We start from the raw sequence: 21,890 nt of genomic DNA, 5'->3' as shown, positions 1-21,890 counted from the left end.
CGTCCGTCGGCGGGCCGGGTCCGGGGCCCGCACGTTTCGCGGAGCAGAACGCGTGTTACCGATCGGTAAACAAACCTTTCAGTAAACAACGTTGTCCGTTACAGTCCTCGACATGACCACACGAGGACGCACCCCCGGCCAACCCGGCCTGCTCCGTGTGCTGAACGACCGGGCGGCCCTCGAACTGCTGCTCGACGGCGGTCCGTTGACGCGCAACGAGATCGCGCAACGCACCGGCCTCAGCAAGCCGACCGCCGCCGAGATCATCCGCCGGCTCGAGTCGGCCGACCTCATCCGCCCGGCGGGCACCGACACCCAGACCGGGCGTCGGGGTCCGAGCGCCGTCGTGTACGAAGCCATCACCGACCGCGACCTCGGGGTGGCGGTCGACGTGCAGCTGGTCGACGTCCGGTCCACCGTAGTGGACGCCGCCGGCCGCACGTTCCCGGTCGCCACCCACCGCATGTCCGACGCCGAGGTCCGCTCCCCCGGGTCGGACATCGTCGCCGCGGCGATCTCCCGCGCGGCCGCTGCGGCCGGCGTGGACCCCGAACTCGTCACCGCCGTCGCGGTGGGCGTGCAGGCGAGTGTCGACCACGCAACCGACACCCTCATCTTCACCGACGGCCTGCCCGGATGGCCCCGTGAGCAGGTGAGCGCGACCCTGTCCGCCGAGCTCGGCGTCCACGTCGTCGTCGAGAACGACGCCAACCTCGCCGCCATCGCCGAACGCAACATGGGGGCCGGTCGGGCGCCCGGGTCGTTCGCCCTCTTCTGGATGGCCGAGGGCCTCGGCATGGCCCTCGACCTGCACGGCCACCTGCACACCGGCGCCTCCGGCGCCGCGGGTGAGATCGGCTACCTGAGCGTGCCCGCCGACGCACGCTCCATCGACCCGACGGCCACGATCGTCGCGGACCTCATCTCCGAGTCCGCCGTCATCGCCCTGGCCGCCGAGCACGGGATCACGGCACCGGACGGCACCGCCGCCGACTGGCGCCAGGTGCTCCCGCAGCTGCCCGGCCTGCCCGAGCAGCATCCCTTCACCGTCGCCCTCGGCGAGCGCGTCGGGCACAACGTGCTCCCCGCCCTCGCCGTCGCCGATCCCGAGACGGTCGTCCTGCACGGTCCGACCGGGATCGCTGGTGGCCCCGCCCTGGCCGCCGCCGTGACCGCATGGCTCCGGACCCGCTCGCGCTGGTCCACCGCCGTGGTCGCGCCCGGCGTCCCCGACACCCCCGTCCTGCACGGTGCCAGACACGTCCTCATCGACGTCGTCCGCACCGCGCTCGCGGACCGACTCGAGCGCATCAGTGACGATGCCCCGACGCCGGACCCCGTCGAGCGCCCCTGAACCGTTCCACCCGCACCACTCGAGGCACCATCACCCAGCCCTGTCACAGGGCTCTTCGTCGCGCCCGGAAACGGACGGCGCCCGGCAACGAGCAGCACCCGGCAGCGGGCGCCGTTCGGCAACGAGCAGCACCCGGCAACGGGCACCGCTCGGCACCGGGCACCGGCCGCGACCGCGGAGCGGCGGAGCGAGATCAGAGAGCGAGTCCCGCATGTCACTCCCCAGTCCGAAGTCCCGGCGGATCGTCGCCGCCGTCGCCGTCGCTGCGGCCGGCGCCCTCGTCGTCGCCGGCTGCAGCTCGGGTTCGAGCGCCGAGAGCATCGACGAGAGCGCACCGAAGGAGCTCAAGGGCACCGTGTCCCTGTGGCACTTCTTCACCGGCCGCGAAGCCGGCGTGGTGAAGACCGCCGTCGAGGGCTTCGAGAAGGCCAACCCCGACGTCACCGTCGACATCCACGCCGGCCAGGACGACGAGAAGCTGCAGAAGGCGATCTCGTCCGGCCAGAACATCGACGTGGGCCTGTCGTACTCGACCGCCATCGTGGGCAGCTTCTGCTCCTCGGGTGCCTTCCGTGACCTCTCCCCCTACATCGAGCGCGACGGGGTCGACCTGTCGGACATCCCGAAGGCCGTGCAGTCGTACACGCAGTACAAGGGCACCCGGTGCACGCTGCCGGCCCTCGCCGACGTCAGTGCGCTGATGTACAACAAGCCGCTGCTCGAGCAGGCCGGGATCGACTCCCCACCGAAGACGCTCGACGAGCTCAAGACCGACGCCCTGAAGCTCACGACGTACAACGCCGACGGCTCGATCAAGCAGCTCGGCTTCAACCCGCTCATCGACTTCTACGAGAACTCGCCCGAGCACTGGGCGCCGATGGTCGACGGCTCGTGGTTGGACGAGGACGGCAACAGCGTGATCGGCACGTCCGACGCCTGGAAGCGGCTCATCACCTGGCAGAAGGGCTTCGTCGACGAGATCGGCTACGACAAGCTCAAGGCCTTCACCTCGGGCCTCGGCCAGGAGTTCGCGGCCGACAACGCGTTCCAGACCGGCCAGGTCGCGATGCAGATCGACGGCGAGTACCGCACCGCGTTCATCAAGGACCAGAAGCCGGACCTCGACTACGGCACCGCGCCGACCCCGGTCATGGACGGGCTCGGCAACTACGGCTCGACGTACATCGCGGGCAACGTGGCGGGCATCGCGAAGGGCTCCAAGAACCCCGAGCTGTCCTGGGCACTCCTGAAGTACCTGTCGACGAACACCGACGCGCAGGTCACGCTGGGCAACGGCCTGAAGAACATCCCGACGCTCACCTCGGCGCTGGAGTCCCCCGACCTCGAGGTCGACGAGAACTACAAGACCTTCGTCGACGTCGCGGGCAACAAAGACACCATGACCTCGCCCGGCACCGCCGACGGCGCCGCCTACATCGGCACCTTCACGAAGTTCTGGCAGGCGTACCAGCAGAAGGGCGGCGACCTCGACGCCAAGCTGCAGAAGCTCGACTCGGACATCGACAACGCCAACCAGCTGGCTGGTCCGTGATGAGCGTCACCACCAAGACGACCGGCCAGGAGGCTCGGCTCGCCCGCGCTGCCCGGCCCACGAACCCGACGGGGTCCGGTCCGGTGCCCCCGACGGCTCCGCGACGTCGGCCCCGCTCCGCCGAGTCCCGACGCCGACTCGTCGCCCTGACGATGCTCGCGCCGGCCCTGGCGGGCCTGGTGATCTTCTTCGCCTACCCGCTCGTCGCGTCGATCTTCTACTCGTTCACGCGCTACAACCAGCTGCAGGAGCCCGAGTTCGTCGGGCTGCTGAACTACAGGTTCCTGTTCACGCAGGACCCGCAGATCGGCCCCGCGGTCGTCAACACGCTGTGGTTCGTCGTCATCCTGGTGCCGGTCCGGATCGTGTGCGGGCTGCTGGTGGCCGGGCTGCTGTCGCGGGCCCGCACCGCCACGGGCTTCTGGCGGACGCTGTTCTACCTGCCCGCGCTGGTCCCGCCGGTGGCGAGCGTCGTGGCGTTCGTGTTCCTGTTCAACCCGGGCACCGGGCCGGTGAACCAGATCCTGCGGGTCTTCGGCATCGACGGCCCGCTCTGGTTCAACGACCCGGCGTGGTCGAAGCCGTCGCTCGTCATCCTGGGCGTCTGGGTGATGGGCGACATCATGATCATCTTCCTGGCGTCCCTGCTCGACGTGCCGCGCGACCTGTACGAGGCCGCGTCGCTCGACGGTGCGAACGGCGTCCAGCAGGTCCGGCACATCACGCTGCCGACGATCGCCCCGGTGATCGGCTTCGCCGCGGTGACGGGGGTGATCGCGGCCCTGCAGTACTTCACCGAGGCCGCGGTGGCGTCCGGGGTCGCGTCCGGCAAGGCGACGATCGGTGGCGGGACCGCCGCCCAGCTCGGCTACCCGGGCACGTCGCTGCTCACGTACACCGAGCTGCTCTACCAGCACGGGTTCGCGAACTTCCAGTTCGGCTACGCGTCCGCCATGGCCGTGGTCCTGTTCGTGATCACCGCGGTGGTGCTCGTCTTCACGATGCGCCGCATCTCCGTCTTCCGTCCCGAGGAGTCCTGATGACCGCCGTCTCCCAGTCCCCGCTCGCCCGGGCACCACGGGGTCCAGCTCCCCGCACCGGCAGGCGGCGTGGTCGCACTCTGGTCTGGATCGCCGAGCACGCCGCGCTGGTGGCCCTCGGCGTGCTGACCATCGCCCCGATCGTGTTCGTGGTCCTGACCTCGCTGATGTCGAGCAACCAGGCACTCACGGCGTCGATCGTTCCCCGGCCGCTCGACTTCTCGAACTACGCGCGGGTGTTCACCGAACTGCCGCTCACGCAGTGGTTCGGCAACTCGTCGATGTACGCCGTGCTCGCCACCGCGTTCATGCTCGTCAGCTCGGTGCCGGCGGCCTACGCGCTCGCCCAGATCAAGTTCCGGGGTGCGAACCTCATCTTCACGGTGATCATCGTCGCGATGCTCCTGCCCCCGCAGGTCACCGCGGTGCCGGTCTACGTGATGTGGTCGCACCTGCACCTGACCGGCACCCTGTGGCCGCTCATCCTGCCGAACCTGCTCGGCGACGCGTTCAGCATCTTCCTGCTCCGCCAGTTCTTCATGACCATCCCGAAGGAGTACGGCGACGCCGCGCGGATGGACGGCTGCAGCGAGTGGGGCGTGCTCTGGCGCGTGGTCGTCCCGATGGCGCGCCCCGGCATCGCCTCGGCGGCGATCTTCATGTTCTTCCACTCGTGGAACGACTACTACGGCCCGCTCCTGTACGCCTCCGAGAACCAGGCCGCCTGGCCGGTGGCGTACGGACTCGCGACGTTCCGCGGACAGCACGGCACCGACTGGTCGATGACGATGGCCATGACCGTCGTCGTGATGGTCCCCGTCGTCGTCATCTTCTTCTTCGCACAGAAGGCATTCGTCGAGGGCATCGCGCTCACCGGCGTGAAGGGATAGCACCACAGTGAAACTCACAGTCATCGGTGGCGGATCCACCTACACCCCCGAACTCGTGGACGGCTTCGCGCGGCTCCGCGACCAGCTCCCCATCGACGAGCTCTGGCTCGTCGACCCCGACCCCGTCCGGCGCGAACTCGTCGGCGGTGTCGCGAAGCGGATGTTCGCCCACGCCGGCCACCCGGGCACGATCCACGTCACCGACGACGTCGTCGCCGGGGTCTCGGGCGCCGACGCCGTCATGTTCCAGCTCCGGATCGGCGGGCAGGCCGCCCGGCACCAGGACGAGACCTGGCCGCACGAGGCCTGCTGCATCGGGCAGGAGACCACCGGGCCAGGCGGGTTCGCGAAGGCGCTCCGCACCGTGCCCGTGGTCCTGGAGTACGCCGAGCTCGTCCGCGAGCACGCGAAGCCGGACGCCTGGATCGTCGACTTCACGAACCCGGTCGGCATCGTCACCCGGGCCTTGCTCGAAGCGGGGCACCGCGCGGTCGGGCTCTGCAACGTCGCGATCGGGTTCCAGCGGCGCTTCGCGAAGGAGTTCAACGTCGCTCCGTCGGCCGTCCGGCTCGACCACGTCGGTCTCAACCACCTGACGTGGGAGCGCGGCGTCCACGTGACGGACGGCTCCGGTGAGCGCGACGTCCTGTCCGAGCTGCTCGCTGCCGACACCGGTGCCCTCGACCGGATGGCGGAGAGCGTGCACATGCCCGCCGACCTCATCCGACTGCAGCACGCCGTGCCCTCGTACTACCTGCGCTACTTCTACAGCCACGACGTCGTGCTCGAGGAACAACTGCACGCGCGCACCCGGGCCGAAGCGGTGATGGAGACCGAGCGGGCCCTGCTCGCGAAGTACGCGGACGAGTCCGTCGTGACGAAGCCCGCCGAGCTCGAGCAGCGGGGCGGTGCGTACTACTCCGAGGCCGCGATCGACGTGCTGTCCTCGATCCTCGGCGACCGCGGCGACGTGCAGGTGCTCAACGTCCGGAACGACGGCACGTTCGCCTTCCTGCCGGACGACCACGTGATCGAGGTGCCGGCCCGGGTCACGCGCCAGGCGATCACTCCGCTGCCGGTGTCCCCGCTCGCCCCGGACATGGCGGGCCTGGTGGCCCACGTCGCCGGGTACGAGCGGCTCGCGCTCGACGCCGCGGTGCACGGCGGCCGCGACCGGGTGCTCCGCGCGATGTGGGCGCACCCGCTCGTGGGGCAGGTCGACAAGGCGGAGCAGCTCACCGACCTGCTCCTGGCCGCGAACGCGGACCACATCCCGTGGGCGCGATCGGAGCACGTACCGTGGGCGGGCTGAGCCGGACCGGCGAGGCGGGCCCGGCGCGAGCCTCCCGTCCGCCCGCTCCGGTCCCACCGGACGCGACCGACGTCGTGCTCGCCGTCGACGGTGGCGGGAGCAAGACCGACGTCGTCGCGATCGCGCTCGACGGGACCATCGTCGGGCACGCGCGCGGTCCGGGGTCGAACCCGCAGACCCGGGGGTGGGACCTCGCCGGCCCGATCCTCGACGACGTCCGTGCACGAGTGGTGGGCGAGCTGGGCGACCGACGCATCCGCACCACGCACGTGTACCTGGCCGGGCTCGACCTGCACGACGAGCTCGTCGCGGCGACCGCGGCCCTCGCGCACTGGGCCGAGGACGGCGGCGAGCCGCACGTGCTCGACAACGACCTGTTCGCACTGCTGCGGGCCGGCACCCTGTCCCCCGACGCGGCGGCCGTGGTGTGCGGCACCGGGATCAACGCCCTCGCGGTGCGGGCCGACGGCACGACCGCACGGTTCCCGGCCATCGGCGACGTCTCCGGTGACTGGGGCGGTGGTGCGTGGCTCGGCAACCGGGCGCTCTGGCACGCAGCCCGGGCCGACGACGGCCGCGGTCCGGCGACGGCGCTGGTCGACGCGGTGCCGGCGGCGGTCGGCCTCCGCAGCGTCCGCGAGGTCACCGAGGCCATCCACTTCGGCCGTCTCGACCAGCGCGTCTTCAACCGGCTCTGCCCGGTGCTGTTCGACGTGGCCGGAGCCGGTGACGTGGTGGCCCGGAGCGTCGTGGCGCGTCAGGCGGAGGAGATCGTCCTGCTCGCCGCGGTCGCACTCGAGCGGTTGGGCCTCGGTGGTTCGGCGGCCGAGCCGGTGCCCGTCGTGCTCGGCGGTGGGGTGCTCGCTGCTCGCCACCCGTTGCTCGTGGACGGTGTCGTCGGCGGACTCGCTGCCCGGGTGCCGGGAGCGGTGCCGACCTGGGTGACCGATCCCCCGGTGCTCGGCGCGGGGTTGGCGGCGCTGGAGTCGGTCGGCGCCGACGACGCTGCGCTCGAGCGGTACCGCGAGGCCGTGCGCTCCCGCGCCTTCGCGAGCACGACCACGCTGATCCGCTGATCCGCTGCCCGCCGATCCGCTGATCCGCTGCCCGCTGATCCGCTGCTCGCTGCCCTGTGCGGCACGGCGCAGTCGGCACCCCCGTACGCCGCGCCGCGCGGGGGTGCCACGCGCTGCCGGACCCCCGCCACCGGTCCCGTCTGTCGGAGTGCCCGTGCCCCTCAGGCGTCGCGGACGGCCAGCACCCGGTGCGGCGCCACCCGTTCGGCCCGCCACCCGCCGGGCAGTGCGTCCCGGAGCTCGGCCAGGGTGAAGGACCGGCGGATGGACCGCAGGCCGTCGACCCGCACGAAGGTGCCGGCCGACACCAGCGGCGATGCCAGCGCGTAGGCCCCGTACGCCGCACGCGACCGGCGGATGTCCGAGTGCACGCTGCGGCTCGTCGCGAGTGCCGCGGAGTCGGCGAGGAACCCGGCCCGCTCGTCGTCGCCCAGGTGGTGCAGCACGTGGTTCGACACCACGACGTCGAACCGCTCCCCCGCGGCCACCAGCTCGCCGCTCGACTGCGGCCGGAAGGTGACGCCGCGCGGCGCCCGTCGGCTCGCCGCGTCGATCGCCCGCGGGTCCGGGTCGACCCCGACGACCTCGACGTCAAAGCCGTCGCTCGCCGCCCACCGCACGACGGCGCGCGCCAGGTCGCCGCCGCCGCAGCCGAGGTCGAGGACCCGAGCACGGCCGTCCACCGGCAGCGCCGGCACGATGTGGGTCCTCCACGCCGAACGCCAGCCGCTCACCAGCGCGTTGACGAGCGCGAAGCGCCGGAAGGTGCGCGCGAGGACGCGCGGGTCGCAGTCCGGGTCGTCCATCAGCTCGGTCAGGTCGAGCGCCCGGGAGCGCAGGTCGACGGCCGAGCGGGCCGGGTCGACCCCGCCTCGACGACTCACGCCGTGCCCGTGGTCGCGATCGGGACCCGCACCGGTTCGACCACGGGCGACGCCTCGGTGCGCACCGCGGTGAGGCGTGCGCTCTCCACGGTGAGTCCGGGCCCGAAGGCGAGCGCGACGACGGCGCCGCCGTCGTCCAGGCCCGCGTCGACCGCGTCGCGGAGGACGAACAGCACGGTGGCGCTCGACATGTTGCCGTGGTCGCGCAGCACCCGTCGGCTCGACACCATCGCGCTGTCGGGCAGGCCGAGCGACTCCTGCGCACGGTCGAGGATGGCGCGGCCGCCGGGGTGCACCGCCCACACCGGCACGTCGGAGGCCGCACCGCCGCCGAGCAGCGACTCCACGGCCCGCGGTACGTGCAGGCCGACGAGCTTCGGCACGGCCGTCGACAGGACCATCTCGAAGCCCTCGTCGCCGATGTTCCACGCCATCTCCGACGCGCCCTCCGGCACCACGGCCGTCGCGAACGCGTCGAACCGCAGGCCGGCGCCGTCGCGTGCGACGACCGCCGCGGCGGCTCCGTCCCCGAAGACGCTGTTCGCGACGATCTGGTCGGGATCGTTCGACGCGCGGACGTGCAGGGTGCAGAGCTCGCCGCAGACGACGAGCACGACGGCGTCCGGGTCCTGGTCGACGAAGGCCGCGGCGATCCGGAGCGCCGGGAATGCGGCGCAGCAGCCCATGAAGCCGATGTGGTGCCGGAAGACCCCTGCCGGCAGACCGAGCTGGTCGACGACGTCGATGTCCGGGCCGGGCTGCGTGAACCCGGTGCACGACACGGTCACCAGGTGCGTGACCGACGAGGGGGCGATGCCCGCGCGGTCGACCGCGTCGCGTGCGGCGGCGACGAACAGCGGCGGCGCGAGCTCGCGGAACCGGTCGTTGCGTGAGCCGGTCGTCGGGGAGCGCAGGGTCCCGTCGTCGTCGCGGAAGGCACCGCCGCCGCGCGTGGAGTCGAGCTCTTCGAGCACGGTGTGCCGTCGGTCGACCGCCGAGCCGTCGAAGGCAGCGGGGACGAGCCGCTGCCCGAGGCGACCGAGGCCGGGCTGCGCCGCGAACAGGTCACGCACCCGCGGCTGGTCGAGGGTCGTCTCGGGGACGGCGGTACCGATGGCGCGGATCGTTGCGGACACGACTCATCCTGTCACCGGGTCGCTGACGCGTCCCCAGGATGCACGGGAGGCGCGGTGCCAGCTGGCACCGCGCCTCCTGTCCGTCGTCGGTGGCGACTACGACTGCTGCGCGCGCTCCAGGACGAGCTCCCGCACACGAGCGGCGTCGGCCTGGCCCTTCATGGCCTTCATCACCGAACCGATGATCGCGCCGGCGGCCTGCACCTTGCCGTCGCGGATCTTCTGCAGGACGTCGGGCTGGGCGGCCAGGGCCTCGTCGACGGCTGCCGTGAGCGCCGAGTCGTCGGAGACGACCTTGAGCCCGCGGGACTCGACGACCTGCGCCGGCGAACCCTCGCCCGCGATGACGCCCTCGAGCACCTGGCGCGCCAGGCGGTCGGTCAGGTCGCCGGACTCGACGAGCGCGATGACCTCGGCGACGTCCTGCGGCGACACCAGGTCGCCGGGGGCGGCGTCCTGCGCGTTCGCGACACGGCTGATCTCACCGGTCCACCACTTGCGCGCGGCCTGCGGTGCGGCACCTGCGGCGACCGTCCCCTCGACCTCGTCGAGCAGCCCGCCGTTGACGACGTCCTGGAACTCGAGGTCCGCGAAGCCCCACTCGCCCTTGAGGCGTCGACGCCGGGCCACCGGGGCCTCGGGCAGGGACGCACGGAGCTCCTCGATGAGGGCGGGGTCCGGCACCACGGGCAGCAGGTCGGGCTCCGGGAAGTAGCGGTAGTCGTCGGCGTCGGACTTCGGACGGCCGGACGACGTGCGGCCGGTGTCCTCGTGCCAGTGCCGGGTCTCCTGCGTGATCGTCCCACCGGCGGCGAGGATCGCGGCCTGGCGCTGGATCTCGTAGCGGATGGCACGCTCGACGGCGCGGAAGGAGTTGACGTTCTTCGTCTCGGTGCGGGTGCCGAGCTTCTCCTGGCCGCGGGGGCGCAGCGAGATGTTCGCGTCGCAGCGCAGGTTGCCGCGCTCCATGCGGGCTTCGGAGACACCGAGTGCGCGGACGAGGTCGCGGATGACCTGCACGTACGCGGCACCGAGCTCGGGGGCGCGGTGCTCCGCGCCGACGATCGGCTTCGTGACGATCTCGACCAGGGGCACACCGGCGCGGTTGTAGTCGACGAGCGAGTACTCGGCGCCCTGGATGCGACCGGTGGCGCCACCGACGTGCGTGAGCTTGCCGGCGTCCTCCTCCATGTGGGCGCGCTCGATCGGGACGTTGAAGATCGTGCCGTCGGCGAGTTCGACCTCGACCTCGCCCTCGAAGGCGATCGGCTCGTCGAACTGCGAGACCTGGTAGTTCTTGGGGTTGTCCGGGTAGAAGTAGTTCTTCCGGGCGAACCGCGACGACTCGGCGATCGAGCAGCCGAGCGCGAGCCCGAGCTGGATCGAGTAGCGCACGGCCTGCTCGTTCACGACCGGCAGCGACCCGGGCAGACCGAGGTCGACGGGCGTGACGTTCGTGTTCGGCTCGCCACCGAAGAAGTTCGGCGCGTCCGAGAACATCTTCGTCTTCGTCGCGAGTTCGACGTGCACCTCGAAGCCGAGCACCGGCTCGTAGCGCTCGAGCGCCTCGTCGAAGTCCATGAGCGCGTCCTTCTGCGCCATCAGATCACACCTTCCTGCGCAGCGGACTGCTGAGACTGGTCGAGGTCCGGGATGCTGTCGATGAGCGGGCGACCCCACTGCTGTTCGAGCAACCGCTCGAGGGCGGCGCCGTAGCGGTAGAGCCGGGCGTCCTCGCGCTGGGGTGCCATGAGCTGCACGCCGACGGGCAGCGAGTCCTCGGGCGCGAGGCCGTTCGGGATGCTCATGCCGGGGACGCCGGCCAGGTTCGCCGGGATCGTCGTGAGGTCGTTGAGGTACATCGCCAGCGGGTCGTCGATGCGCTCCCCGATCGGGAACGCCGTCGTCGGGGCCGACGGGCTGATGAGCAGGTCGACCTGCTCGAACGCGGCCTGGAAGTCGCGCTGCACGAGGGTGCGGACCTTCTGCGCCGAGCCGTAGTAGGCGTCGTAGTAGCCGGCGCTCAGGGCGTACGTGCCGAGGATGATGCGGCGCTTGACCTCCGGGCCGAAGCCGGCCTCGCGCGTGGCCGCCATGACGTCCTCGACGGTGGCACCGTTCTCCGGCGTGACGCGGAGCCCGAAGCGCACCGAGTCGAACTTGGCGAGGTTCGACGACGCCTCGGCCGGCAGGATCAGGTAGTACGCGCTGATGGCGTACGCGAACGACGGGGCGTCGATCTCGACGACGACCGCACCGGCCGACTCGAGCAGGGCCACCGTCTCCTGGAAGCGCTGCGTGACGCCGGCCTGGAAGCCGTCGCCGCCGGCGAGTTCCTTCACGACGCCGACCCGCAGGCCGCGGAGCGTGTCCGCCTGCAGGCCTTCGCGGGCCGCCGCGGCCATCGACGGCCAGGCGTCCGGGATCGAGGTGGAGTCGCGCGGGTCGTGCCCGCCGATGACGTCGTGCAGGAGCGCGGCGTCGAGGACGGTGCGGGACACCGGACCGACCTGGTCGAGGCTGGACGCCAGCGCGATCGAGCCGTAGCGGCTGACCCCGCCGTACGTCGGCTTCACGCCGACCGTGCCCGTGACGGCACCGGGCTGGCGGATCGACCCACCGGTGTCGGAACCGAGGGCGAGTGGTGCCTCGTGCGCGGCGACGGCGGCCGCGGAGCCACCGCCGGAGCCGCCGGGGATCCGGTCGAGGTCCCACGGGTTGTGCGTCGGGCCGTACGCCGAGAACTCGGTGGTCGAGCCCATCGCGAACTCGTCCATGTTCGTCTTGCCGAGCGGCACCAGGCCGGCGGCACGGAGCTTCGCGACCGGCGTCGCGTCGTACGGGGGCACCCAGCCCTCGAGGATCTTCGAGCCGGACGTGGTCGGCATGTCCTGCGTGCACAGGACGTCCTTGACCGCGATCGGCACGCCGGCGAGGGGGCCGAGGTCGTCGCCAGCCGCGCGGCGCGAGTCGATCGACTTCGCCACCGCGAGGGCGTTCTGGTTGACGTGCAGGAAGGCGTGCACGTCGCCGTCGACCGCGGCGATGCGGTCGAGGTGGGCCTGCGTGGCCTCGACGCTGGAGACGTCGCGCGCCACGAGGGCGTCGGCGAGCGCCGCGGCGCTGAGGCGGGTGATGTCGTCGGTCACTGCTCTTCTCCCAGGATGGCCGTCACACGGAACCGTTCGCCGTCGGAGTCGGGCGCCCCGGAGAGCGCCTGCTCCTGGGTCAGCGTCGTGCCGACCACGTCGGGGCGGAAGACGTTGCCGAGCGGCACGGGGTGGCTCGTCAGCGGGACGTCGTCGGTCGCGACCTCGGCCACACGGGCGACGCTGTCGACGATGTGCGACAGCTCCCCGGTCAGCTTCTCGATCTCGTCGGGCGTGAGTGCGATACGTGCGAGGTTCGCCAGGTGGGCGACCTGCTCGCTCGTGATGTCAGGCATGGTGCTCCGTCGATCGGTTCGTGGAATGCGGACCAGTCTATTGCCGACCCCGTGTCACCACCGCGCAGTCCCGCCCATCGGTGGAGAACCGGCCCTCGGCCAGCGCCCCGACCGACGCACCGACCGCGACGAGTGCCCGCGGCGAGCACCGGCACGAGGACCCGCGCCGGGCCCGCACCGCGCCGACGGCGGGCCGCCCACCGGACCGGCACCGGGCCTCCCGGCCGGGCGTCAGTGCCGACCGCGAGCCGCACCCGGTGCGGCAGGTGCCGCCGTCGCGGGAGCAGCCGGAGCAGCAGGAGCAGCAGGGGCAGCAGGGGCAGCGGTCGCGGCAGGCGACGGAGCAGCCGACGCACCGGACGCACCGGACGCACCCGAGGCGGCCGACCCGCCGGCCCCCGCCGACGCACCGGACGCCTGCTGGGACGCGGACCCGCTCGACGCGTTCCCGATCATCGCCGGGTCCGGAGCCGGCAGTGCTCCCCCGCCGACGGCCCCGTCGAGGTAGGTCATCATCGCCTTCCCGACCCCGAACTTGGCGCTGTACCCGGTCGTGCCGCGCGGGAACGGGACCTGCGCGAGCGACACCGCGTTCTGGACGTTGCCGATCCAGGTCGCGTTCGTGTACTTCGTCGTCGAGGCGACCAGCCAGTTCTGCACGTCGCCGTCGGTGGTGCCGGTCTTCGCGAACTTCGGGACCGCGTCGCCGGGGTTCGCCAGCGCGGCGGTGCCGGACCCGCTGAGGACCCCCTGCAGCGCGTAGTCGACGGTGCCCGCGACGTCCGCCGCGACCCCTCGGGTGCAGGACGACGGCGTCGGCGTGATCGCGGTGCCGTCGGCCTCGGTGACCGAGTCGATGGCGGTCGGCGTGCAGACGATGCCGCCGTTCGCGAAGCCGGCGTAGGCCTCGGCGAGGTCGATCGGCGACAGCTCGTTGACGCCGAGGATCGACGACGGGGTCTGGCCGAGCGGTGCGCCGTCGGCGCGGTGGATGCCCATGGACTGCGCGAGCTGGGCGATCCGGCACAGGTCGAGCTGCTTGCCCATCTGCGCGTACGCGGTGTTGATCGACTCGGTGGTCGCCGCGGCGACGGTCATCGACGCGGGCACGGCCTCGGCGTTCGCCACGTTCCAGACGCCGCCGGCGACGTTCTGGCAGCTGTTCGTGAACTCGGCGTTCTCGAACTGGTGCTCGGAGGTCGTGACGGAGTCGGAGAGGGTGTGCCCGCTCGCGAGCCACTCGGCCAGCGTGAACACCTTGTACGTGGAGCCGGTCTGGAACCCGCCGGAGTTGCCGGAGGCGGCGTCGGCGCTGTAGTTCACGGCCGTCGTGCCGGGCGTGGTCGTGTCGGCCTGCGTGTAGGCGGTGTTCTGCACCATCGACATGATCCGACCGGTCCCCGGCTCGACGGTGACGTTCGACCCGCCGAGGTCGACCCCCGCCATCGTCGCCGGGACGTAGGTCGACAGGGCGTTCTGCGCCTGCGCCTGCACGTCGAGGTCGAGCGAGGTGTGGATCTGCAGGCCCTTCGTGTCGAGGGTGGCGATGCGTGCGGCCGCGGTCTTGCCGAAGGCGGGGTCCCGGAGCACCTGGTCGCGGACGTAGTCGCAGAAGTAGCCCGCGTCGAAGTTCGTCGCGGCGGTCGAGCAGCCGTTCGCGGTCTCGGTGATCCTCGGCGTGACGGGCGTCGCGATCGCTGTCCTCATCTGTGCCGTGGTGATCGACCCGTGCGCCTGCATCCGGCGGAGCACGTAGTCGCGGCGTTCCTTCGTCGCCGCGTACCCGTCCGCCTGCCCGTTGTCCCGGTCACCGGGCCGGTCGATGCGCAGGTTCGACGGGTTGTTGAGGATCGCCACGAGCGTGGCCGACTGCACGAGCGACAGGTCCGCCGCATGCACGCCGAAGTAGTACTCGGCACCGGCCTCGGCGCCGTAGACCCGCCCGCCGAGCCCGACGATGTTGAGGTACCCGGTCAGGATCTGGTCCTTCGTGTACTTCTTGTTCACCGCGATCGCGTACCGCATCTCCTGCAGCTTCCGCTGCGGGGTGACGCCGGCGGCGTCCTGGTAGCACGCGGCCACCTTCGCCTCGGTGGCGGCCTGGTCGGTGCCGGTCAGCTGCTCGCACTGCTGCACGAGCACGTTCTTGACGTACTGCTGCGTGATGCTCGACCCGCCCTGCACGTCCCCGCCGACGACGGTGGCCGCGGCACCGCGGACCGTGCCGAGCAGGTCGATGCCGCCCTCGTCGTAGAACCGGGGGTCCTCGGTGTCGATGGCCGCCTGCTTGAGCGAGTCGGCCATCTGGTGGGACGTCACGTTCGTGCGGTTCTCGGCGTAGAAGGACGCGATCTTGACCTGCTTGCCGTCCTTCGTCGCGTAGACCGACGAGACCTGCTGCGGGGTCTGCACGTCGAGGTAGCTCGGCAGGTCCTCGAAGAACGCAGCCGCGCCCGACGCGCTCTCGCCGGCGACGGCGACCGCGGGCGTCAACGCGACCGTGACGAGCATGCCCGCCAGCACGGACATCACCACGAAGACCAACAGGGCCCCAGGCCAACGCACCACTCGCATGGGTGCACGGTAGGCAGGCGGGCTGGAACCGTTCTGCCGTGGAACGAGTGCAGGCTGCGGCGGCGCACAGGTTGCCGTCCAGCCACCGGTCCGAGCGGCCCGCGATCCGCGCGGGCTCGCCGATCCGGTCGGGAGGCCCGGCGCGGCCCCGGCACGTCGGCCGCGGGTCACGATCCGGTCACGTCGCGGGAGCCCGCGGGCCCGGTGCCGGCCCGCGCACCGGTGCGGTCCGTCAGTCGCGGGGTTGCAGGTCCTGCGGACGGACGAGGAACACGTCCGGCGAGACCGTGACGCCGTCGCCGCGGGACGATCCGCCCTGCGCCTGGTCGCGCACGACGTCCCCGCGCCCGACCCCGATGAGCGCGACGTCGTGCAGCGAGGCCGTTCCCGGCTTCAGGTAGTCGTTGTGGCCGACCGGTCGTCGGAACACCGCCGTCGTGCCCTGCCCGTGCGTCGCGGCGCGGAGGTCGAGGACCGTCGCACCGAAGGACGCCTCGCCGGGATCGGTGCCGAAGTACCCGGAACCGGCGATCGGGTCGCTGTGCGCGCTGCCGACGAAGACCTGCCCGTGCGGCACGGCGAGGTCGGACGCGGACCGGACGTCGCTGCCCGGCGAGCCGAGCACGGTCAGGGTGTCGGCGCTCATGCGCCCCGAGGTGAGCGCCATCATCGCCGTCGTCGACCCGTACGAGTGCGCCACGAGGTTGAGCCGCGGCTGGTCGCCGTCCCGCACGTGGCGCAGGCCGTCGACGGCGCGCTCGAGGCGGTCCGCCCCGGTCTCGGCGAGCTGCAGCGACAGGATGTTCGACAGGTCCGGCGTGCGGTACCCCATCCACGCGACGACCGCGACACTCGAACGGTCGCCGCGCACCGCGAGCGGGGCCAGCGACGCCTGCTCGGCGGCCAGGTCGTTCGCGGTGGCGGTGAAGTCGACCATCTGCCCGGACACCGTGAAGAACATGCCCGGCACCACCAGCGTCACGTCCGTCGCGGTGTCGAGGTCGCCGATCGCGATCGCCGCGCGGCCCGGACCACGGGTGTCGAGGGTGACGAGGAAGCGCTGCGGATCGCCCGGCTGCGTCACGAGCGACTCCCGGACCCGGTCGAGCATCCGGGCCGTGGCGGACCCGTCGTCCCCGTCGGCCGCCGCGAGCGCGCGGTCCAACGTGGTCCGGTTCGCCCGGTCGCGCACGGCGTACGGCACGCCCTCGAGGTTGCCCACCACCGCCGGCGCGGTCTGCTCGACGTACTGTCGCTCACCGTCGCCGAGGCCGGCCCACCACCGGATCACGTCGACGGCCGACGGCGGGTCGTCCTGCACGGTCGCCGCCAGGCGCGCGTCGTCCTGTGCGTGCCGGAGATCGGCCGGCGCGAGCGCGACGAGGTCGTCGAGCAGCCGGCGGCCGTGGGCGGTCGCGGCGTCGTCGGCGGTGACCGCGGCGACGGGCGCGACCGCCACGACCGCTGTCGGTGGCGGGGTCGGAGGCACGTTCGGTGCCTCGACCACTCCGAGCGAGTGCATCGAGGCGGTCAACAGCGCAGCGGCGACGAGCAGCATTCGGGTCTCCCCCGGGAAGGCCTTCCCGCCGGCTCCCTGCAGACGACGGGTGATGCCCTGTCGAGTCTACGGAGGATGCTGACGAACGCTCGTGCCAGATGCAACTTGTCCCCCGAAGTGGGGAGGCTCGGCCTGCGGACGGGCGCGTGTCAGGCGTCCGGCGCGGTCGTGCCCTCCTCGGTCGGCTCCTGGCCCGACTCCGGTTCCGGCTCCGGTTCCGGTTCCGGCAGGGCGCCCGGCCCCTCGGTCACGAGCAGGTGGAACTGCGCCGCGTCGATGATCCGGAGCCCGAGCTGCTCGGCCTTGGTGAGCTTCGACCCCGCCCCGGGACCTGCGGCGACGAAGTCGGTCTTCTTGCTCACGCTCGACGCCGCCTTGCCGCCGGCGGTCATGATCGCCTCGAGCGCGCCCTCGCGCGTGTAGCCCTCGAGCGAGCCGGTCGCGACGACCGTCACGCCGCTGAGCACGCCGCCCTCGGCGACCGCGCCGCCGGGGCCCGGGTGGTCCGGGGTGGTGAACTGCACGCCGGCCGCGGTCCACCGGTCGATGACCTCGCGGTGCCAGTCGACATCGAACCAGTCGAGCAGGGCGTCCGCGATGATGCCGCCGACGCCGTCCACGGCCGCGAGGTCCTCGCGCGAGGCCGACCGGATCGCGTCGAGGGACCCGAAGTGGTTCGCGAGGGCACGCGCCGCGACCGGTCCGACGTGCCGGATGCTCAGGCCGACCAGGATCCGCCACAGCGGCTTCGTCCGGGCGGCGTCGATGTTCGCGAGCATCTCGAACGCGTTCTTCGACGGGTACCGGCTCGGCTCGCCGGTGTAGTCCGCACCGCGGGCCTCGGGGTCGAACGGCGGGTCGGTCTTCTTGCGCGCACGGCTGAACGGGGTGACCCGCTTCGGCGTGCCGTCGTCGTCGGTCTTCTGCATGCCGGTCTCGGCGTCGCGGACGATGACCTCGATCGGGACGATGTCCTGCATCGTCAGGTCGAACAGCCCGGCCTCGGTGACGAGCGGCGGGGTCTCCGGGCGGAGCGGCTGCGTGAGCGCCGCGGCGGCGACCTCGCCGAGTCCCTCGATGTCGAGCGACCCGCGCGACGCGATGTGCTCGACCCGGCCGCGCACCTGCGCCGGGCAGCTCTCGGCGTTCGGGCAGCGGAGGTCGATGTCGCCCTCCTTCGCGGGGGCGAGCTCGGTGCCGCACTCCGGGCAGTGGGTCGGCATGACGAACTCGCGCTCGGAGCCGTCGCGGAGCTCGACCACCGGGCCGAGGACCTCGGGGATGACGTCGCCCGCCTTCCGCAGCACGACCGTGTCGCCGATGAGCACGCCCTTGGCCTTGACGACCTGCTGGTTGTGCAGGGTGGCCTGGCGCACCACGGACCCCGCGACCTCGGCCGGGGCCATCACCGCGAACGGCGTGGCACGGCCGGTGCGACCGACGCTCACCACGACGTCGAGGAGCTTCGTGTGGACCTCTTCCGGCGGGTACTTGTACGCGATCGCCCACCGCGGCGCCCGGGACGTCGAGCCGAGTTCCTCGTGCAGGGCGAGGTCGTCGACCTTCACCACGACGCCGTCGATCTGGTGCTCCACGGCGGAGCGACGCTCGCCGGTGGTCCGGACGAAGCCGTTGACCTCGTCGATGGTGTCGAACACCCGGTAGTGGCTGCTCGTCGGCAGCCCCCACGTGTCGAGCAGCTCGTACACCTCGGACTGGCTCCGGACGTCGGTCTGCTGCTCGAGCTCGCGGACCGGCCACGCGCCGATGCCGTGCACGAGCATCCGCAGCCGCCGCAGCCGGTCGACCATGAGCGCGCGCTTCGCCTCGGACTTGCCCTCTTCCTTCTGGCGGAGGGAGCCGGCGGCGGCGTTGCGCGGGTTCGCGAACACGCGCTCCCCCGCCTCGCGCTGGTTCGCGTTGAGCTCGTCGAACTCGGCGACCGGGAAGAAGATCTCGCCGCGGACCTCGACCAGGGGCGGGTGGCCGGTGCCCGACAGACGGTCCGGGATCGTGCCCATCGTCCGCACGTTGCCGGTGACGTCCTCGCCCACGACCCCGTCGCCGCGGGTCGCCGCCGAGACGAGCCGCCCGTGCTCGTACCGCAGGTTGATCGCGAGGCCGTCGATCTTCAGCTCGGTCAGGAACCGCACACGCTCGGCACCGGCGTCGCGCTGCACCTTGACGGCCCAGTCGGTCAGCTCGTCGGGGCTGAAGACGTTGTCGAGCGAGAGCATGCGCTCGGCGTGCTCGACCGGTGCGAACTGCGTCGTCTGCGCCTGCCCGCCCACGGTCTGGGTCGGGCTGTCCTCGGTCAGGAGCTCCGGGAACCGCTGCTCGATCGCGTCGAGCCGGTGCACCAGGGCGTCGTAGTCGGCATCCGCGGCCGGTGACCCGTTCTCGCCCTGGTAGTACGCCTCGCGCAGTTCGTTGATGCGTGCCCGCAGCCGGTCGACCTCGCGCGCGGCCTGGGCGGCGTCGAGCCCGTCGGGGTCGATGGTCTCGAACGTCGCGTCGGTCTCGCTCATGGCATCAGTTCTACCGTGCGCCACCGACGTGACGTGCAGCGGACGTGTGCCCCGGGAGCGGCGGGGTCAGGCGTCGACGGGGACGGCGCTCACCGTGCTGTCGATGGTGCACTGGCCGAGCACCCGCGTGCCGACGTAGACCACCGCGGTCTGGCCGGGGGCGACCCCGTGCAGCGGCTCGTCGACGTCGATGACGAGCACGTCGTCCTGCACCCGCGCGGTCGCGGGCACCGGGTCGGCGTGCGCGCGGATCTGCACGTCGCAGGCGAACGGCGTCGCCGGGTCGGCCGGGGCCGTGCCCGCCCACGTGAACCGCGAGCCCGACATCGACGCGACGGCCAGTGCCTCCTTCGGTCCGACCACGACGGTGTTGTCCTTCGGGCGGATCTCGAGCACGAAGCGGGGCTTGCCGTCGGCGGCCGGGCGCCCGAGCGACAGGCCGCGCCGCTGGCCGACCGTGTAGCCGTGCGCGCCGTCGTGCGAACCGACGACGGTGCCGTCGCGCTCGACGACGTCGCCCGTCTCGCTGCCGACGCGGTCGGCGAGCCACCCGCGGGTGTCCCCGTCCGGGATGAAGCAGATGTCGTACGAGTCGGGCTTCTGCGCGACCGTCAGCCCACGGGCGGCGGCCTCGGCACGGACCTCGTCCTTCGAGGGAGTCGCCCCGAGCGGGAACATCGCGTGCTGCAGCTGCTCGGCGGTCAGGACCCCGAGCACGTAGGACTGGTCCTTCGCCCACGCGGCTGACCGGTGCAGCTCGCGCGAGCCGTCGGGACCGGTGACGATCGAGGCGTAGTGCCCGGTCGCGACGGCGTCGAAGCCGAGCGCGAGGGCCTTCTCGAGCAGCGCGGCGAACTTGATGCGCTCGTTGCACCGCATGCAGGGGTTCGGTGTGCGGCCGGCCTGGTACTCGGCGACGAAGTCGTCGACGACGTCCTCCTTGAACCGGGCCGAGAAGTCCCAGACGTAGTACGGGATACCGAGGGCGGACGCCGCACGCTGGGCGTCCATCGAGTCCTCGATGGTGCAGCACCCGCGACTGCCGGTGCGCAGGGTGCCCGGCATCCGGCTCAGCGCGAGGTGCACGCCCACCACGTCGTGCCCGGCGTCGACCGCACGGGCGGCTGCCACCGCCGAGTCGACCCCACCGCTCATCGCCGCCAGAACACGCATGCACCAAGGGTAACCCGCGGCCGGACCGGTACCGCTGGCGTACCGTTGGTCGGGCGATGGCCACGACCCCGAACGACTCATTCGACTTCCGGTCCGTGCTCTTGTCGGGCTTCCTGCCCGCGGCGCTGTTCGCGATCGGCGAGGGCGCGATCATCCCGATCATCCCGATCGCGGCCGACTCGCTCGGCGCCGGCCTGGCCTTCGCCGGCTTCGTCGCGTCGCTCATCCTGGTCGGCGAGCTCATCGGCGACGTCCCCTCCGGCATCGTCGTCGCCCGCATCGGCGAGCGGAACGCGATGATCGGCGCCGCCCTGGTGTCGGTCGGCGGCCTCGTCGTCTGCACGACGGCCGGGAACGCCTGGGTCCTCGCGCTCGGCGTGTTCCTGGTCGGCGTCTCCACCGCCGTCTTCGCCCTGGCCCGGCACGCCTACATGACGACCGCGATCCCGGTGCGGATCCGCGCGCGGGCCCTGTCCAGCCTGGGCGGCGTGTTCCGCTTCGGGTACTTCGTCGGCCCCTTCGTCGCCGCCGGCGTGATCCACGTGACCGGCGCGACCCGCAGCGCGTTCTGGATCCACGTCGTGTGCTGCCTGGCGGCGGCGACCGTGCTCCTGGTGCTGCGCGACCCGGCGACGGGCGCGCGCGGTCTGCGGTTGCCGGCACGGGCCTCCCGGCCGACCGACGCGACCGAGCCGTCCACCGACACCGGTGCGGTCTTCGTCGAGAAGGAGGCGCACGGCCTCTTCCGCACCATCCGCGCGAACCGGGCCGTCCTGCTGCGCCTCGGCAGCGGCGCCGGACTGATCGGCGCGATGCGGGCCGGACGCCAGGTGATCCTGCCGCTCTGGGCGGTGAGCGTCGGGCTCGACGACTCGACGGCCGCACTCGTCATCGGCATCGCGGGCGCCGTCGACTTCGCGCTGTTCTACACGAGCGGGCAGATCATGGACCGCTGGGGGCGGCTGGCGAGCGCGCTGCCCTGCATGCTCGGGCTGAGCATCAGCTACTTCCTGCTCGCCTGGAGCGGTCACCTCGACGCCCGCGTCGGCTGGTTCGTCGCGATCGCGATGGCCATGTCGCTCGCGAACGGCGTCGGGTCGGGCATCCTCATGACCCTCGGCGCCGACCTCGCCCCGCGCGACGACCCGGCGCCGTTCCTCGGCGCGTGGCGGTTCACCGGCGACTTCGGCTCGGCCGCGGCGCCGCTCCTCATCTCCGGCGTGACGGCGGTGGCGTCGATCGCGGTCGCCAGCGGGGTGATGGGCGTGCTCGGCCTGATCGGCGCCGGCGTGCTGCTCCGGTACGTGCCGCGGTACCTGCCCCGGCAGCTGCGCTGACACCGCGGTCGGGCGGCCGCTGTCGGTAGAC

The 21,890-nt window shown here is 72.2% G+C and carries 16 protein-coding genes; 7 read left to right on the top strand and 9 right to left on the bottom strand.

Annotated features, from left to right (window positions below; all coding sequences use genetic code 11):
* The first annotated feature begins 112 nt into the window (after positions 1–112).
* The 6 genes from BIU97_RS16365 (at position 113) to BIU97_RS16340 (ending at position 7,224) form a co-directional block, all read left to right on the top strand.
* A complete protein-coding gene (locus tag BIU97_RS16365) occupies positions 113–1,354 on the top strand; it encodes an ROK family transcriptional regulator (protein WP_071298175.1) in 1,242 nt (413 codons plus the stop codon).
* Between the two features lie 211 nt (positions 1,355–1,565).
* Entirely contained in the window at positions 1,566–2,906 is a 1,341-nt protein-coding gene (locus BIU97_RS16360) for an extracellular solute-binding protein (protein ID WP_071298174.1), read from the top strand.
* Complete coding sequence (locus BIU97_RS16355; RefSeq protein ID WP_217640117.1) at positions 2,906–3,946, top strand: carbohydrate ABC transporter permease; 1,041 nt, start codon at positions 2,906–2,908, stop codon at positions 3,944–3,946. The genes BIU97_RS16360 and BIU97_RS16355 overlap by 1 nt, the downstream gene beginning before the upstream one ends.
* Entirely contained in the window at positions 3,946–4,836 is an 891-nt protein-coding gene (locus BIU97_RS16350; RefSeq protein ID WP_071298173.1) for a carbohydrate ABC transporter permease, read from the top strand. Before BIU97_RS16355 ends, BIU97_RS16350 begins: the two co-directional genes overlap by 1 nt.
* Before the next feature lie 7 nt (positions 4,837–4,843).
* Positions 4,844–6,148, top strand: coding sequence for a 6-phospho-beta-glucosidase (locus tag BIU97_RS16345; RefSeq protein ID WP_071298172.1), 1,305 nt, complete (start codon positions 4,844–4,846; stop codon positions 6,146–6,148).
* 74 nt (positions 6,149–6,222) lie between these two features.
* Entirely contained in the window at positions 6,223–7,224 is a 1,002-nt protein-coding gene (locus BIU97_RS16340) for an N-acetylglucosamine kinase (RefSeq protein WP_254783024.1), read from the top strand.
* Between the two features lie 161 nt (positions 7,225–7,385).
* On the opposite strand, the gene BIU97_RS16335 is transcribed toward BIU97_RS16340, so the two are convergent.
* The 9 genes from BIU97_RS16335 to mnmA all read right to left on the bottom strand — a co-directional run bounded on the left by BIU97_RS16335 (position 7,386) and on the right by mnmA (position 20,522).
* Positions 7,386–8,108 (bottom strand): methyltransferase domain-containing protein, encoded by a 723-nt coding sequence (locus BIU97_RS16335; protein WP_302846706.1) that lies wholly within the window; start codon positions 8,106–8,108, stop codon positions 7,386–7,388.
* Positions 8,105–9,244, bottom strand: coding sequence for a type III polyketide synthase (locus BIU97_RS16330; RefSeq protein ID WP_071298171.1), 1,140 nt, complete (start codon positions 9,242–9,244; stop codon positions 8,105–8,107). The genes BIU97_RS16335 and BIU97_RS16330 overlap by 4 nt, the downstream gene beginning before the upstream one ends.
* 96 nt (positions 9,245–9,340) lie before the next feature.
* The gene (gene gatB / locus BIU97_RS16325) at positions 9,341–10,846 is read right to left on the bottom strand and encodes an Asp-tRNA(Asn)/Glu-tRNA(Gln) amidotransferase subunit GatB (protein ID WP_071298170.1); all 1,506 of its coding nucleotides are present in this window, start codon (positions 10,844–10,846) and stop codon (positions 9,341–9,343) included.
* Positions 10,846–12,393 (bottom strand): Asp-tRNA(Asn)/Glu-tRNA(Gln) amidotransferase subunit GatA, encoded by a 1,548-nt coding sequence (gatA, locus tag BIU97_RS16320; protein ID WP_071298169.1) that lies wholly within the window; start codon positions 12,391–12,393, stop codon positions 10,846–10,848. Before gatA ends, gatB begins: the two co-directional genes overlap by 1 nt.
* Positions 12,390–12,689: an Asp-tRNA(Asn)/Glu-tRNA(Gln) amidotransferase subunit GatC gene (gene gatC / locus BIU97_RS16315; protein ID WP_071263282.1), complete on the bottom strand. Its 300-nt coding sequence runs from the start codon at positions 12,687–12,689 to the stop codon at positions 12,390–12,392. Before gatC ends, gatA begins: the two co-directional genes overlap by 4 nt.
* A 231-nt stretch (positions 12,690–12,920) precedes the next feature.
* Positions 12,921–15,263, bottom strand: coding sequence for a transglycosylase domain-containing protein (locus BIU97_RS16310; protein WP_071298168.1), 2,343 nt, complete (start codon positions 15,261–15,263; stop codon positions 12,921–12,923).
* Positions 15,264–15,495: 232 nt separating this feature from the next.
* Positions 15,496–16,821 (bottom strand): alpha/beta hydrolase, encoded by a 1,326-nt coding sequence (locus tag BIU97_RS16305; RefSeq protein ID WP_071298167.1) that lies wholly within the window; start codon positions 16,819–16,821, stop codon positions 15,496–15,498.
* 149 nt (positions 16,822–16,970) lie between these two features.
* Positions 16,971–19,349, bottom strand: coding sequence for an NAD-dependent DNA ligase LigA (ligA, locus tag BIU97_RS16300; protein WP_083420993.1), 2,379 nt, complete (start codon positions 19,347–19,349; stop codon positions 16,971–16,973).
* Positions 19,350–19,415: 66 nt separating this feature from the next.
* Positions 19,416–20,522, bottom strand: coding sequence for a tRNA 2-thiouridine(34) synthase MnmA (gene mnmA / locus BIU97_RS16295; protein ID WP_083404923.1), 1,107 nt, complete (start codon positions 20,520–20,522; stop codon positions 19,416–19,418).
* A gap of 56 nt (positions 20,523–20,578) precedes the next feature.
* Here mnmA and BIU97_RS16290 point away from each other — a divergent pair, with 56 nt between their 5' ends.
* A complete protein-coding gene (locus tag BIU97_RS16290) occupies positions 20,579–21,859 on the top strand; it encodes an MFS transporter (protein WP_071298166.1) in 1,281 nt (426 codons plus the stop codon).
* Positions 21,860–21,890: the final 31 nt, after the last annotated feature.

It is taken from the genome of Curtobacterium sp. MCBA15_009, from assembly GCF_001864895.1.
Taxonomy (GTDB): Bacteria; Actinomycetota; Actinomycetes; order Actinomycetales; family Microbacteriaceae; genus Curtobacterium.
This window is presented reverse-complemented; position numbering and strand designations above follow the sequence as displayed.